Here is a 13485-nt window from a genome sequence, read left to right on the forward strand (position 1 = left end):
CGATCACGGTCGCCGTCGTTGGCGGCGCAGGAGAAGAGCGGCATGCCAGACGAGCGGGAGCACACGCCCGGAGTGCGGACCGGCCGGGAGACGACGGCTGCCCGGAAGGCGGCGGCGGCGCTGATCGCCGCGCACCGGCTCTTGGGCCGTGAAGCCAAGGCACTCGCCGACGACGAGAACAGTGGCCCCGCTTCCAACGACCGGGCCGCGACGCTGCGCCGGAAGCAGGCTCTGCTGGGGGACACCTGCCGGAACCTGTCCGGCGCGGTCAGCGTGCTCGCTTCGGTTGTCGGGCTGCAGGAACTGGATGTCGACGGGCAGTACCCGCAGGATGCGACCGGCAAGCCGTACACGGCGCTGTCCAGCCTGGAGAACCTGGACAGCGACCTGTACACCGTGGCCTTCGAGGAGCTGAGCAACGCCATCGAAGCCCTGCGCAAGGTCTACACCCCAACTCGCAAGCACCCGGATCTCGCCTAGCCAGAGGACCGGGCGGCAATGAACGAGGTGGTCGCGCACCTGCGGACTGCCCTCACGCTGACGACCGCCGCGTTCAACGGCGGTGAGGACGCCGAGGAGGAGGAAGGCGATGCCGCGGACCTGCTGGCCGAGCTGGAGCAGATTTGCGCACCGTCGCCCGCGCAGCACGGAGAGCTGAGCGACGACGCCGTCATCGCCCGGGTTCTCAGCGATCCTCGGCTGGCCGCCAAGACCACGAAGGCGCTGCGCTCACGGAAACTGGCAGTGGAGCCGGCTGAGCAGGCGCCCGTTCGTTGATCAGCGCCCGACCCGGCGCGGCCAGCGCTCTGCCGGACTGCCACGAGGTGGAGTCCCAGTCCGGACGGTCGGTAGAGGTCCGGACGAAGCCGCGCGGCTCGACCAGGGTGCCGGCCTCGCAGGTGCCCGCCGTACGGTCCCCGATCAAGCGGCCGCACGGGGCGGGTACGGGACCGGAGGAGTGGCCGCCGGGGGTTCCGGTGGAGCCGTTCATCGCAGGTCCTGGACCGCAGGCGCATCCGGGACCTGCCCCCGTGCAGCCCGGCACTCGCCGGCGACCCCGGACGCCGTCGGCCGGCGGCAGGGCCAGCTGCAAGGTCAGCGGGCCGACCAGACCGGACACCTCGGGGCGTGCCAGGTCCACATGATCACGCCGCCGCCTTCCCGCACATCACGGCTGACCACGACCGCGCAGCGGCCCCCGGAGGCCACCGAGGCGCCCTCTCCGGTCCCAACGGCGGCGCCCACTTCCGGCAGCGCCGTACGGGGCCGCTCCGGGTCCGGCCGTACGGTCCTGCGGCGCGGCCTCCGGCACCACCAGGTCGACGGGCACGCGTAGGACCCGGGTACGGCGGAGGTCCCCACTGCACTGAATGACCTCGGTCCGTTCGTGCCGCCGTCCGGAGTCGCCGGGGAGATCCTGGACGCGGTCCTCGCGGCCGGGCCAGGTACGGGGCAGATCTACGTGACTGGCGGCGCGCCGTGGCACGAGCTGCAGGAGGGCGGAAACTCGTTCGGGCTTGTCAGTGTGCCGTCCTACCATCAGGCATGACCTACGAATCTGCGCATGACCTGCCGTCGTTCGTGCAACTGCGCCAGCAGCTCGCACTGTGCCGGGTGCTTCCGCGGAAGGGTCGCGACGTGAAGGAGATGCAGCGGCAGGTTCGCGAGATCGCAGACACGGTCGACCGGTTCTATATACTGCTGGGTGGTCGGAACTGGGTGTTCCACGACATGATGTCGGTACAGGCCGTGGCCGCGATCCTTGACTCCGTGCAGGACGCCGAGCGCGCCGAGGCGATGCTGATCGAGTATCACAACGACCATAACCGCCTTTTCTTTATGGTGAACTCCCTCAGGAAGCTTCCGGCGATGCGGAAGCGCTCCGGGCTCATCGACAAGGCGAAGGAAGACTACTTCGCTGGCCGGTACTACTCCTGTGTGCTGGTCCTGCTCGCGGTCATGGACGGATTCGTCAACGAGTTCGAGATCGTTCGCCGCGGACTGCATACCCGACAGCCCGAGGAAATGGGTGCCTGGGACAGCGTCGTCGGCCACCACATGGGGCTGGCCAACGCCCACAAGACCTTTACCAAGGGGCGCAGCGCAACCAATGAGAAGCCGGTGTACGAGCTCTACCGCAACGGCATCGTGCACGGCAGCATCCTCGACTTCGACAACATCATCGTCGCCACCAAGGCTTGGAACCGGCTCTTCGCTGTGGCGGACTGGGCGCGAGCACGCGAGAGAGAGAAGCTGCAAGCTCAGGTCACGCCGCCGACATGGTCCTCCGTCCTTAAGGACCTGGCCAGCGTGGCCGCCCGCTCCGCCGAACAGGCCAAGATCGATCGTGTCGCGACGCAGTGGAACCCCCGACTGCTCCTGCCCGCCGACCCTGACTTCGCGGCGCACCCGGTCACCGAGCGGGCACACCGGCTGCTCACCTTCTGGGCGCGGCGAAACTACGGAGGCATCAGCCAACTGGTGACACGTGCGGTGCGGGCGAAGCATGCCAACGCCGCCCCTCTTCGTATCCGGCACTCCTACGAGGGTTTCGCTCTCACCTCGTTCGAGATTCTCCGCATCGAACACGGCATGGCAGCGGCCCTCACTCTCAGAGTCGCCCTGCGCTTCGCCGGCCACGATCCGGCCGAAGCCGAACTTCGATGGATTCGCGAGGACGAGACCGGCTCTCCCGTGCCCGACCCGTGGGAGGGTGAGTGGCTGCTCTGTAACTGGGAACCCACCACCTTTCTGGCATCGCAGAACCAACGCCTCCGGGCTTCCGGTACGTCCGCCGTGCGGAAGCGGAGCGAGTAGCCCGGCCAGCGACCGCTGCTTCACGCGGCGGACTTCAAGGCCTTGGACCGCCACTGACCATCGTGCGTCTATGCCTGCCTCGCTTGTCTGAACGCAAGGGTGGTCGGCTGGGTCGAGGCCGGCATCCGCGGCGGTCCCGGCCAACCGGACCACTTCGTTCGCGAGCCGCGTCACGACCAGGTCGTCCTCCATCCCTCCGCTCTGGCCGCGATTGCCACTCTCCAGGCTGCCCACCGCGACCGTGCCCCGAAGGCCATGCCCGCCGGCGCCTGGACACATTCGAACCCGCGTTGACCTTCTGGCCCTCGGAGTTCGAGCACCGCGCGTCCGACGCCGCTGAGGACGGGTGGCCGCGGCGCGGCGCTCTCATCGCCCGGGGTGGGCCGGTCGCCTGGGAGACGTGGGTTGTCGAACTGGTGCGGCCGCCCGAGCCGCCACACCTGGAGATTGTTCTGGCCTGCGATCTCGCTCACGACGCCGGCCTGGCGAGGTTGCCGAGCGGCCAGTCCCGCCCAAGCCAGGCGCCGTTAGGTTCTCAGCGAGGAGGGTACTGCGCGAGATTCTTGTCGCTCCCAAAGCAACCCCACACAAGTTGGCTCACATCATCGGTAGTCACAATCCAGCCGTCTGAGTCGTCATGGAAGACGGCTACTCGGAGCTCAGTGGGCTCCATCAGAACGGTGTAGGGCACAGCAACCACGGTGTTGCCTGTGCGGTCTGTGCCATCAATGTGGGCTGCACTCAAGTGAAGGCTCAGCGTACTGGCCAAGTTGCAAGTCGTAAGTCGATGCCGGACGGCATCCAACTTCGCCGAATCCGAGTCAGTCCCTGAGAGGACATGGAAGGCCAGGAGACCAATACCGAAGATCGTCAGCACGCCGCCAAGCCCGACGACGAGCCGGCGCCGGCTCCGCAATACTCCCTGAGGGGGCCACCACGAAGTACTCTCTCGTATCGACGAGTTGTCCACACAAGCCCCCTCACTTTACAACTGTGTCGTTGATTCTAGGGTGCAGAGTGTTCCTTCGGCTCCAGCGCATGAGCTGGCGAGCGCCCGGGCACGGCTACGACGACGGTTTCGACGCTCGGACATGCCGATACCCTGCTGCCCTCGCCCGCTCCACCACCCCGCGGCGCCGCGACACGCCGCCCCGACTCCCCGTTGAACCCGGGCACCACCGCCAGTCATATTTGTGTGCGGTCCGGTTCGGGGCCGCAGTACGCTCGCCCTCCTGATGCGACGTAGGAGATGGTGTGAACAGCTTCCTGGACCCGCTGGACGAGCCGCAGCAGTTGCTGGTGGACACCGTCTGGGAGAAGTTCGCCGAGGTCCAGAAGTTCCCGTCGTTCCGCTACATCGAGTTCGTGATGCGGCGCGCCGGCTACAACGCCGAGGTGGTGCTGAGCAGCTTCCCGGTGCTGTCCGAGGGGAACATCGAGTACCGGGCGGCGAACGCGAACTTTCCGCGCCCCTTGGAAGGCCCGGTCTGGCTGACGCTCGCCGGACTGCGCCACGTCCAGGACCCCAGGGCGGCGAAGATCACCAGCACGCTGCTGGACTACATGCGGGCCATGACGAAGGCACAGGAATGGGTCCTCCGGGACCCCTTCACCTACGCCGGCCCCGGCCCGAAGCTGGAACTCCGCAAGACCGTGATGGCCGAGCAGCCTGACGCGGATCACGGGCTCACCCCCTGGGTCGCTCTCGCCCGCGTCGCGAACTATGAATGGCCCGGCATGCGCTTCAACTACGCGGAGGGCGGCAATGGGAACGGCAGGCTGGGACTTCTGCCGGACGCGGACTTCGACACCGTGGAGGACTACCTCGCCGCGGTGGTCGCCGCCCTCACCCCTGCGGACCACCCCGCTGAGCTGACCTACACCGACCCCCGAGCCCTGGTGCGCTCGATCGGCTTCTTCGACGTGACCTGCGAGCTGGTCATCGGGCGCCCGCTGGTCAAGCGCCCGCCGCTGGACCGCTCGGGCCTCCTGGTCCTGGACGTGGCGACCGAGGACGAGTTCCTGGCCGGCCTCGCGGCCCTCGCCGAACTCCTCGGACAGCTCGACATCCCGAAGAGGAACCCGCCGCACGCGCTCGGCCGGATCACCGACCACCTCAAGGAGGTGCTGCCGGGGATCGACCGAGCCGCCGTCGAGCGGGCGGTGCACACACTCGACCAGATCCGGGTTCTGCGGAACTCCAACATCCACACCAAGCCCGGCGCCAGCCTGCTGGAGGCCTACCAGAGTCTCGGCCTCGCCTTCCCCGTCCGCGACTACGGGACGGCGTGGGACAGCATCCGTGCCTACGCCGACCGCGCCTTCGCCTCCCTGCAGGAGCAGATCCTGGCCGCCCGCCCGGCCTCCACCGGGACGCAGACTCCCGGCGTTCCGGCGGCAGAGGCGCCCAGTGCCGTGGTACCCGCCCAGAAGCCCACCGTCTGACGGGTCGGCAGGCCAGTCAGGCGGCAGCTGGGAAGACTGATCACCATGAGTTCTGATCGTCGCGCACTGCACAGCCCGTCCTCCTCCTCCCCCGTCGACGCACCGCTGCCCGCCGAGGACGGGGAGCGGCTGCTGCCGGTGGAGCGCGCTTCCTTCCGGGAGCCGCCCGCCCCCGCCGACGAGGACCAGGCACCGCAGGCCGCCCAGCCGCCGGCCGGGCGCTGGCCCCTCGGTCCGGGCGGCGCTGCCTTCCCGGCCGCCGACGCCGCGCACTGACCCGGCCCCGCAGCGCCGCTGTTGCGGGAGTACGGACGGCTGCGCACTCCCGCACAAGCCGCAGCGCGTACGCACCCGCACTCCCGTAAAGGCCAGTGCGTGGCCGTCCGTACTGCCACAAGGGGGTGCCCGCTCCGGCGGGGGCCGGATCGGGCGTGGCTGGCAGGGCGGGGGTCAGGGCCGGCCCTGGTCGGAATCGCCGTGCTCACCGAGGACTTCGCGCAGGCCGGCTTCGACGTCCATCATGGTGTCGAGATCGCGGACAGCGGCGTCGTGATGCGCCTGGAGCAGTACTTCGCGCAGACCGCCTTCGGTGTCCAGGATCTGATCGAGGTCGTCTACGACCCTCTTCAGGCCGTCGGCGAGCAGCTGCAGATCCCCGGTGGGGGCACGATAGGCGTCGTCCGGCGGGTGGTCCGTGGGCTCGTCGCGAAGGCCGCGGAGGACCCTCTTCAGCAGTGGCACGTCCGGCCGGTCCTCGCCCGAACCGTGAATGGTCACCAGGTCGAGTTCCGCGAGGTCGGCGATGATAATGCAAGCTACCCCGAGCGGCAGCGAGAGCAGCGCCGACACCTCGGCCACCGACTTGGTCTCACGGCACAGCTCGTAGATGCGCTGCAGCTCGGGGAGCAACGAGGGGACATGCTCCGGATCCGCCGTGCTCGTGACCAGCGCCTCGATGGCCAGTTGGTGACGAGGGCGCCCACGCCCGCCGACGAACACGAACGGGCGCTGCGACTCCGTGGGCCAGGCGGCGTCCGTCTGGGCGGCCGCCTCGTCGTAGGACATGCGCTGCTCGCTGTTCACGGCTTGCCCCCACTTCCCTCGACGCGTGCGCTCACCGCTCGCCGGGCCCGCCACAGGTGGGCCCGCACTGTCGCCGGGTCCAGATCCAGCTGCTCCGCGATCTCGGTCGGGGTGAACTCCTGGAGGGTCAGAGCCAGGACCTGCCGCTGGCGGGGCGGGAGCTCACGCAGGGCCCGCACCACGTCGTGCCGGGTCTCGAACTCGGCGAGGGCATCGGGGCGTGGTACCAGACTGGTCGGCTCCGGCAATTCTTCGACGGGCTCCTCCAGACTCACCCGCGCGAACCTGCGGGCCCACATCTGGCCTGCGATTTTGTAGACGTAGGCCCGGGGGTAGGGGACGGTGGTCCACCGCTTCAGCAACTCCAGCATGCAGTCCTGAGCGAATTCGGCGGCCAGGGCCGGGGGCGCGCCAAGGGTGATCAGATACCCGGTCAGCAGTTTGATTTTCGCCCGGTAGAAGGCCGAGAACGCCTTGACTGTTTCGGCGTGCTCGCCAGCACGGTGGTCATCGCCCACCGGTCGGGCATCGGCCTGCTTGGCGAGTGGGTCAGCGTCCCCCGCCGGATCGTGGACAGTCACGTCGCGTCCCTCTGCTGGCCGCGGACAACCTGGATGTGGATGCTGTGCCCGTCGGGCCGGTGCTCCACGATCTCCACCTTCCCGTCCTCGGCGATCGATCCGGTTACCGAAGCAAGGTGTCGGCGCTGGACCTGCTCGTGCCGGGTTCGCCACCGCAGACGCAGCCACAGGCCGATCAGCACGCAAACCTTGCCGGTGACGATCGACACGATGCTCACCACAACGGTTGCCGTACTCATTGAGGTTCCCCTCCCTCGAAGCGGGGCCTTCACGCCCCGTCTATAGCTGAGAGGCTCGATACGGCGTCACCGTGTACCGGGACGAGAAGATTCTTTTCAGGGCACCGCTGCATAGTCGCTCATGCGCACCCGTTCTTCCCACCAGACCGCCCCGCGCCCGCCGCCCGCGAGCGCCCAGGTGCGCGATGCGCAGCGCAACGGCCGGGGTCCACCCCTACGCGTACCCGTCGCCTCCTTGTCGAGTCTGCAAGGATCCTGGCAACAGTGGCGACAGGTAGGAGAAGGCATGCATGCGGCGGAGTGGATTGCCCTGGCCTCCGGAGTTGTTGCCCTGGGCGCGGCAGGGATCAGCGTGCAGCAGGCCTGGACGGCCTCCAAGTCGGCGAAGCACTCCGATCGGCAGGCCCAGGCCGCCGAGGAGCAGGTCCGGATCGCCCGTGAGCAGCTGCGGCAGGCGGAACGCGTGCATCGTGAACAGCTGGCGCTGGCTCAGCGGGTCCACCGGGAGCAGAACGAGCCCTATGTCGTCGTCGACCTCGCCGTCGACCAGCCAGGGACAGGGCTTGTGGCGCTGATCGTTCACAACTCCGGGCCCACCATGGCCCGAGACGTGCGCATCCGGTTCACGCCGGAACTGGAGTCCAGCCTTCCCCAGCTCACGCCTCGCGTCCGGAATGCCCTCTCACGCCCTATTTCGATGCTGCCCCCGGGACGCCGCCTGGTGTACCCGTTCGACACCCACCAGCGGTGGGATGCAGGCAACTTGCCCATGGAGTTCGATGTCACCGTGGACGCGACCGGGCCGGCCGGCCCGGTGGAGCAGTTGACCTACAGGATTGATCTGCAGGTGCTCGCGGAAGCGTTGGTAGGCGAACGCCCTCACCAGCGCATCGAAAGCAGCCTTGGGGAGATTGCCGACAAGGTCGAAGAGCTGGCGAGCAAGTACGGGCAGGCCAACAGTGAGGCGATCCGAGCCGAGCATCGTCGCGAGCGGGAGGGGCGGGAGGAGCGGGAGGAGTGTCAGTCTTCCGAGGGCTCGAACGAATGAGGCGACCGTAGGAGATCCAGTGCGGCCTGCGGGCCGATGTTGCCGGGCGGGCTCGCCGTAGTGCGGCCTGCGATCCTGCACGGCCACGGCGGCTGCTGGTGAAGATGAGCGGCTCCGGCTGGGAGACTGACGGGATGTCTGCCGACCGTCGTGCGCTGCACAGCCCGTTCTCCTCGTCCACCGCCCACGCCCCGCGGCCCGCCGAGGACGGGGAGCGGCTGCTGCCGGTGGAGCGCGCCCCCTTCCGGGAACCGCCCGCCCCCGCCGACGAGGACGACGCACCCCAGTGCGCCCAGCCGTCGGCCGGCCGCCGCCTGGGCCTGGGCGGTGCCGCCCTTTCGGCCGACGCTGTCCCCGCCCACCGCGAAGTCTTCCCCCACCCTGGCGACTCCTGACCCGGCAGCCAGCCCTGCACGCAGTGATCACCGTGTCCGGTCAGGGTGGTGGGGTGTGTGCCTGCCCTTCTTCGAAAGGCCTCAGGTCTCATGTCAAATTCGAACAAGCGCCCGTTGTCGTCGGTCGGCTCCCGCCGCGAATCCGCGGGCGTCGGGGCTGCCTCGGTGGGGCTGCTCATGTGCATAGCCGCGATCTGGGCCGGAGGCGGTATCGGGTGGCCGGGGATGGTCCTTTTGTTCGCCGGCATGATCCTGGTCGGTACCTCGCCCGAGGGGCGCAAGCAGCAGGCGCAGCAGGCAGAGGTGAAACGGTCGATTCCGGTCCTCGGGCGGAGTCTGCTCGGGTTGAGGGTCACCGATGGTCGGGTGTTCGCCGTTGACCAGGAGCCGTTGGAGCTGGCCGGCACGGTCGCCACGGTGGAGTCCGCCGGCAGCGTCGTCCACCGTGCGACGGCGACCCGTGTCGTTGCCGGCGCGGCCCTCGGCGGACCGCTGGGGGCCGCTCTCGCCGCTGTGGCGGCGAAGAAGCAGGTCGACGACCGGACGATTTTCGTTGTCCTGACGGACCCGAGCGGAGCCCAGGTCCTTGCGCAGGCGAACAAGCGGGACGAAGCCGCTGTCCGGCAATGGGTCGCCAGGTTCAACACCTGGACACGTACGACGGCCTGACGCCTGGGCCCCGCTGTGCCGCCGCTGGGGGGCGTGTCGGTGCTGGCCTGTTGCGTCGGGTGTCGCTTATGTCCTGCGTGCCTGCCGGGGGTGTTGCGCCCGTTGCCCTGTGGTCTGCTGGGCGTTGCGTGGTTGTTGTCGGTGTCCTCGGATAGGTTCGCGGTGCGGGTTGCGGGGTGGTGGCGCGGCCGTCGGGTCCGGGGGGTGTCGGGTATGCGGGGCGTGGTTGGTCCGGGTGCCGGGTGCCGGGGGAGTTGGGTGTTCGGGGGAGTTTTGTCGGTCTGTTCTTGTTTCGGGCCGTGCAATGGATGACAGGGTGGGGGCGGGTGTGTTGCCCGCCGAGCGCCGATGACGAGGAGGACGATGTGGACGGTGTTTCGCTGGACGGTCGTGAGAGCGAGGGCGGGCCGGCCCGGGTGCGGCCCGCTCCGGTGGAGTTCGGCGCTGCGGGCCGGAGCCTGCAGCAGATCGCGGCTGACGGCGGCGACCTGCCCATTCTCGTCGGGGTGCGGGGCCTTGAGCGACTCGGCGGCCTCGCGGATCAGGCGCTGGATGCGGGCGCGGTCTTCTGCGGGCACCCCAGGCCCGGGCGCTCCGCCGCCGACGGGCGACGACCTCGCCCGCGCTGCCGGCGCCCCCGGTCGATCCGTAGATCCGGGCGCCGCCGCAGTCCGGGCAGCGGGTGGGGCTCGAATGACCGCTCACAGCGGGCGCAGTCGTGATTGCGGCGGCCGTGAGCAGCTCGCCACCGCCGACAGGTGGCCTGCTCCGGAACGTGGGCCCGGTGCAGTCTCAGCGGCGTTGCCGGTGGGGGCGTCTGGAGAGGTGGGCGCGGGTGTCGGTGCGGGGGACGGTGTGGCACAACTGCTCGGGCTGGGCATGGCAGTGGGGGCAGGGGCGGGTCATCGCGTCGAAGTAGTCCTCTGTCTCCGCCCAGTCGAGGTCCCACAGGCGTGCGACGTGGGCGACGCCGGCGATCCGTCGGGTCGACGGCATACGGCGGCATGCGCGGCCCGCGCGCGCGTCGCACAGCCAGCAGGCCCGGTCGCAGACGGGGCAGCCGTCCGCGTTTCGTAGTGCGGCGCAGCACATGACCTCGTGCTCGCCGGGCCCCAGGGCTGAGGCGCGCAGCTCGGTGGGGCCGGGTCTGCTGAAGTCGTCGTCCCACTGCGGAGCGTCGTCGGGTCCGGCGTAGCCGTCCCACGGCGCGCGGACGACGTGCGCGGGAACGGTAGGCTCGTGGAGCGGCGGGATCTGCGGACCGCTTCGGGCTGCGCCGCGCCGTACGGGATGGACGGTGCTGCGGCCGCCACACATGATTCCGGGCAAGGCTTTGCAATGGGGGCACAGCACTGTGAGTGCGGGTTCCTCGCCACTCGTTTCCACTCGATTGTCCTGTCTGGGGCCCTGTACTGGCTCCTCCGATCGGGGTGGGATGTCGATCGGAGAAGCACCGCGGACACGCTACCGCGCCGACCAGGTCGTCCCCGTAGTCGTGCCGGGCAGCCGCCGCTCCCGGGCGGCCGAGTCCGTACACAGCCCGGCCGCCCGGCCCCGCTTCCGCAGTCCGTGCGAGCCCGATCGGTGACGCCGACCTGGAGGGCCTCAGCGACGAGCAGCAGCTCCAGCGGCTGGAAGAGTCGATGGCCGAGGCGCAGACCGCGCACGACACCGGCAGCCTCGCCGTCCGCGCCCGGTACGTCATCGAGATGGGCACTGCCCTGAGGTACGTCCAGGCACGCAAGCTCCACACCGTCGCCGGCTACGCGACCTTCGAGGAGTACGTCGCCGCAGCGGAGATCGGCGTCCGGTCCCGGGCCTACCAGCTGATGCAAAGCGCCCAGGCGATGACGAAGGTCATCGTGTCTAAAATTTTGGACACGGTCCCAACGAGTCTCAAGCGGTCTTCCTGGCGCCGCTCCTGGACCCACAAGCCCGACGACGCCAGGGCGGTCGTTGAACTCATCGAGGGCGAAGGCAAGAAGCCTACGGTCGCCAACTTGAAGGCAGCCGCCATTGAGCTCAAGCTGATGCCCGAGTTCGAGAAGACCACGCCTGCGCCCGGTAAGAACGACAAGGCGAGCACCGAATCAGCTCCCGACCCGATTAGGGACTGGCGTGTCGCCCTCAAGGGCCCGCAGAACTCCTATGCCGCGCTCGCGCCGGCGACCCACTCCGCTGCCAGGGAAGCAGACTCGTAGGCCGCCGAAGCCCTGCTCGCGGACATGAAGAAGACCGCATCGGGGATCCTCCGGCGAATTCAGCAGGCCACGGAGACAAGCTGATCAACCCACTGCGCAGGCCACGAAGGCCACCCCACGGCCTGTCCCAGTGAACGGCACTCGGCTCTCCAGTCGGGTGCGCTTTTTTGTCCCCCGCCCTGCTTGTCTGACTTGTGCTCAGCTCGGCGAGCCACCGCGAGCAGGCGCCGGGCATCATGGCTTTCTGACTCCATGCAAACCACCACCTACGAGACCGCCCTCCGTGACCTCGCCCGAGAGCGGTTCGCCATCACACCGCCCCAGCCATATGCAACGGCAACCAACGTTGTGACGCTCGTCGCCGGCCTTCTCCCCGCGTCTGACTTCGCCTCCATCCTCCAGGCCGCGGTCGAAGCGGTCGATCAGTCCACGCGCCCCAATGGGTCGATCAGCTGGGACTTCACCGACTACCTGGGCCGCAATATCCACAACGCCCTCGGCACGGGGCCGTACAAGCTCGATGTCTCCGCCGAGATTACGGAGGCATGGCACCTCCTGCGGATCCTGCCCTCACTGGTTCCCGCCGACGACTTCGGCACATTCATTCGCTGCACCCAGGCCGCACTGAAGCAGAGCGACAAGTTGGTCAACGCCTGACTCGCGAACCAAAGGCGAGAAGGAGGGCGCCCGGTCGCACGGCCGGGTGCCCCCTTACAGCCTCGGCGGGCACCATCGGATCGTGACTCCCTCACCTGATGGGCTCGAAGCCGTCCGTACCCCCGCCAGCGGTTGGACCCGGGCGCACCTCGTGGAGCGGGGCGTGCCGTGGCCGCCACCCAACGGCTGGAAGGAACTCGCCGACCTTTGGGAGGCCGAGCAAGCCTGCTCCGACTGATCTCCCGCATCACCGCCATGGTGGCCGGTGTCAAATGCCCGTGCTACACGGTGGGCTGAACCTCTACGGTGACGGGGTGACGATTGCGTGGACTCCTCTGCCCTACCGCGACGGCGGAACCGCTCCCCTGCGAGAGGACGTCTCCGCCGCACTGGAGACCCGGTTGCGGGAGTGGCTGCACGCCGCTGTGCTGCGCCACGGCGAGGACGTGTGGCAGAGGGTCGCGATCCGCTGCGACCTGGTCCTGGATACGGAAGACGGCTTCGACCAAAGCGACGTCGACCACCCGGAGCGCCTCGCCTACTGGACGCCGACGGAGCAGCTGCTGGAGGCGATCGACGCCCTGCTGGACCTGTTGCCCCTCCCGATGCCGACCGTCGTTCCCGCCCGGCCGGGCCCGCCGGCAGGTGACATGTCGAAGCCCGGTGCGCTGCGGACCCTGGCGGCCGGGATATATGCGGCCCAGGCCCAGCAGCACATCGTGAGCCGCAAGCCGTTGCAGCGGCTGCTCGATGACGCGTGCTCGCGCTACACGGTCCGCTCCGACGGCCGCGCCCTGGTGGCGCGCGTCGACCCGGCTGTCGCCCGGACGCTGAAGGCCTCGCTCGACAGCGCGGACCGGCCGGAACGGGGGTCCGCTTCGGAGCACCTGCACGAGGCGATCACCCAGGCGTACGCCCTCGTCCCGGACCCGGTGAAGGCCTACAGCGAGGCGATCAAGGCGGTGGAGTCGGCGGCTCACGCCACCTTGGACCCCAAGCGCGACCGGGCGACGCTCGGCACGATGCTCGGCGAGCTGCCGAAGATTGCGCACAAGCTGGTCTTCGAGATCGAGGGTGCCGACCCGCAGGACGGCATCGAGATGGTGCGCCGGATGATGCTGCAGCTCTGGGACGGCCAGACCAGCCGGCATGGCAAGCAGCGCCCCACCCGCAAGGAGACCCAGGCGGAGGCGGTGGCTGCCGTCCACCTCGCCGCAGTGCTGGTCCAGTACTTCAGCTCTGGGGCGATCCGCCGGGCGTAGCGCAGGTCACCCCGCAGGCCCGGGAGGCGGCGCGGACGTTCGTGCAGCAGACGATGGAGCGGGACTGGCCCGGCTACATCGGCGGCAT

General features: G+C 69.1%; 15 protein-coding genes and 1 pseudogene. 12 read left to right on the forward strand and 4 right to left on the reverse strand.

The window, feature by feature from the left end; translation table 11 throughout:
- The first annotated feature begins 42 nt into the window (after positions 1 to 42).
- The 5 genes from OG689_RS41185 (at position 43) to OG689_RS41205 (ending at position 5538) form a co-directional block, all read left to right on the forward strand.
- Positions 43 to 480 carry a hypothetical protein gene (locus OG689_RS41185; RefSeq protein ID WP_266328211.1) on the forward strand — a complete coding sequence of 146 codons (438 nt, stop codon included), beginning with the start codon at positions 43 to 45 and terminating at the stop codon, positions 478 to 480.
- Positions 481 to 498: 18 nt separating this feature from the next.
- Complete coding sequence (locus tag OG689_RS41190) at positions 499 to 777, forward strand: hypothetical protein (protein ID WP_266328213.1); 279 nt, start codon at positions 499 to 501, stop codon at positions 775 to 777.
- 768 nt (positions 778 to 1545) lie between these two features.
- The gene (locus OG689_RS41195) at positions 1546 to 2817 is read left to right on the forward strand and encodes a hypothetical protein (RefSeq protein ID WP_266328215.1); all 1272 of its coding nucleotides are present in this window, start codon (positions 1546 to 1548) and stop codon (positions 2815 to 2817) included.
- Between the two features lie 1254 nt (positions 2818 to 4071).
- Positions 4072 to 5262, forward strand: a complete 1191-nt coding sequence (locus tag OG689_RS41200) for a hypothetical protein (RefSeq protein ID WP_266328217.1) — start codon at positions 4072 to 4074, stop codon at positions 5260 to 5262.
- A gap of 45 nt (positions 5263 to 5307) precedes the next feature.
- Positions 5308 to 5538 (forward strand): hypothetical protein, encoded by a 231-nt coding sequence (locus tag OG689_RS41205; RefSeq protein WP_266328219.1) that lies wholly within the window; start codon positions 5308 to 5310, stop codon positions 5536 to 5538.
- 429 nt (positions 5539 to 5967) lie between these two features.
- On the opposite strand, the pseudogene OG689_RS41210 reads toward OG689_RS41205, so the two are convergent.
- The 3 genes and pseudogenes from OG689_RS41210 to OG689_RS41220 all read right to left on the reverse strand — a co-directional run.
- Positions 5968 to 6327: pseudogene (locus tag OG689_RS41210) on the reverse strand (DUF742 domain-containing protein); the annotation flags it as partial.
- A 14-nt stretch (positions 6328 to 6341) separates the two neighbouring features.
- Positions 6342 to 6926 carry a sigma-70 family RNA polymerase sigma factor gene (locus tag OG689_RS41215; protein ID WP_266328221.1) on the reverse strand — a complete coding sequence of 195 codons (585 nt, stop codon included), beginning with the start codon at positions 6924 to 6926 and terminating at the stop codon, positions 6342 to 6344.
- Positions 6923 to 7165: a hypothetical protein gene (locus OG689_RS41220; protein WP_266328222.1), complete on the reverse strand. Its 243-nt coding sequence runs from the start codon at positions 7163 to 7165 to the stop codon at positions 6923 to 6925. Before OG689_RS41220 ends, OG689_RS41215 begins: the two co-directional genes overlap by 4 nt.
- Before the next feature lie 286 nt (positions 7166 to 7451).
- Between OG689_RS41220 and OG689_RS41225 the strand changes: the two genes are divergently transcribed.
- The 3 genes from OG689_RS41225 (at position 7452) to OG689_RS41235 (ending at position 9277) form a co-directional block, all read left to right on the forward strand.
- Positions 7452 to 8213 carry a hypothetical protein gene (locus OG689_RS41225; protein WP_266328224.1) on the forward strand — a complete coding sequence of 254 codons (762 nt, stop codon included), beginning with the start codon at positions 7452 to 7454 and terminating at the stop codon, positions 8211 to 8213.
- 134 nt (positions 8214 to 8347) lie between these two features.
- Entirely contained in the window at positions 8348 to 8608 is a 261-nt protein-coding gene (locus OG689_RS41230) for a hypothetical protein (protein ID WP_266328226.1), read from the forward strand.
- Positions 8609 to 8722: 114 nt separating this feature from the next.
- Positions 8723 to 9277, forward strand: coding sequence for a hypothetical protein (locus OG689_RS41235; protein WP_266328228.1), 555 nt, complete (start codon positions 8723 to 8725; stop codon positions 9275 to 9277).
- Between the two features lie 792 nt (positions 9278 to 10069).
- On the opposite strand, the gene OG689_RS41240 is transcribed toward OG689_RS41235, so the two are convergent.
- Positions 10070 to 10273 (reverse strand): hypothetical protein, encoded by a 204-nt coding sequence (locus OG689_RS41240; RefSeq protein ID WP_266328230.1) that lies wholly within the window; start codon positions 10271 to 10273, stop codon positions 10070 to 10072.
- A 647-nt stretch (positions 10274 to 10920) separates the two neighbouring features.
- Here OG689_RS41240 and OG689_RS41245 point away from each other — a divergent pair.
- The 4 genes from OG689_RS41245 to OG689_RS41260 all read left to right on the forward strand — a co-directional run bounded on the left by OG689_RS41245 (position 10921) and on the right by OG689_RS41260 (position 13397).
- Positions 10921 to 11478: a hypothetical protein gene (locus OG689_RS41245; RefSeq protein WP_266328232.1), complete on the forward strand. Its 558-nt coding sequence runs from the start codon at positions 10921 to 10923 to the stop codon at positions 11476 to 11478.
- Positions 11479 to 11730: 252 nt separating this feature from the next.
- On the forward strand, positions 11731 to 12135 hold the full coding sequence (locus OG689_RS41250; RefSeq protein ID WP_266328234.1) for a hypothetical protein: 405 nt from the start codon (positions 11731 to 11733) through the stop codon (positions 12133 to 12135).
- Between the two features lie 82 nt (positions 12136 to 12217).
- Positions 12218 to 12373, forward strand: a complete 156-nt coding sequence (locus tag OG689_RS41255; RefSeq protein WP_266328236.1) for a hypothetical protein — start codon at positions 12218 to 12220, stop codon at positions 12371 to 12373.
- Positions 12374 to 12449: 76 nt separating this feature from the next.
- Positions 12450 to 13397, forward strand: a complete 948-nt coding sequence (locus OG689_RS41260; RefSeq protein ID WP_266328238.1) for a hypothetical protein — start codon at positions 12450 to 12452, stop codon at positions 13395 to 13397.
- Positions 13398 to 13485 lie beyond the last annotated feature (88 nt).

It is taken from the genome of Kitasatospora sp. NBC_00240 (assembly GCF_026342405.1).
Taxonomy (GTDB): Bacteria; Actinomycetota; Actinomycetes; order Streptomycetales; family Streptomycetaceae; genus Kitasatospora.

Excerpts from the sequence above, each read along its gene's own strand:
- OG689_RS41185 (WP_266328211.1), top strand. The coding sequence starts at position 43 with ATGCCAGACGAGCGGGAGCACACGCCCGGAGTGCGGACCGGCCGGGAG.
- OG689_RS41220 (WP_266328222.1), bottom strand. The coding sequence starts at position 7,165 with ATGAGTACGGCAACCGTTGTGGTGAGCATCGTGTCGATCGTCACCGGC.
- OG689_RS41245 (WP_266328232.1), top strand. The coding sequence starts at position 10,921 with ATGGCCGAGGCGCAGACCGCGCACGACACCGGCAGCCTCGCCGTCCGC.
- OG689_RS41250 (WP_266328234.1), top strand. The coding sequence starts at position 11,731 with ATGCAAACCACCACCTACGAGACCGCCCTCCGTGACCTCGCCCGAGAG.
- OG689_RS41190 (WP_266328213.1), top strand. The coding sequence starts at position 499 with ATGAACGAGGTGGTCGCGCACCTGCGGACTGCCCTCACGCTGACGACC.
- OG689_RS41205 (WP_266328219.1), top strand. The coding sequence starts at position 5,308 with ATGAGTTCTGATCGTCGCGCACTGCACAGCCCGTCCTCCTCCTCCCCC.
- OG689_RS41195 (WP_266328215.1), top strand. The coding sequence starts at position 1,546 with ATGACCTACGAATCTGCGCATGACCTGCCGTCGTTCGTGCAACTGCGC.
- OG689_RS41225 (WP_266328224.1), top strand. The coding sequence starts at position 7,452 with ATGCATGCGGCGGAGTGGATTGCCCTGGCCTCCGGAGTTGTTGCCCTG.
- OG689_RS41230 (WP_266328226.1), top strand. The coding sequence starts at position 8,348 with ATGTCTGCCGACCGTCGTGCGCTGCACAGCCCGTTCTCCTCGTCCACC.
- OG689_RS41240 (WP_266328230.1), bottom strand. The coding sequence starts at position 10,273 with ATGCCGTCGACCCGACGGATCGCCGGCGTCGCCCACGTCGCACGCCTG.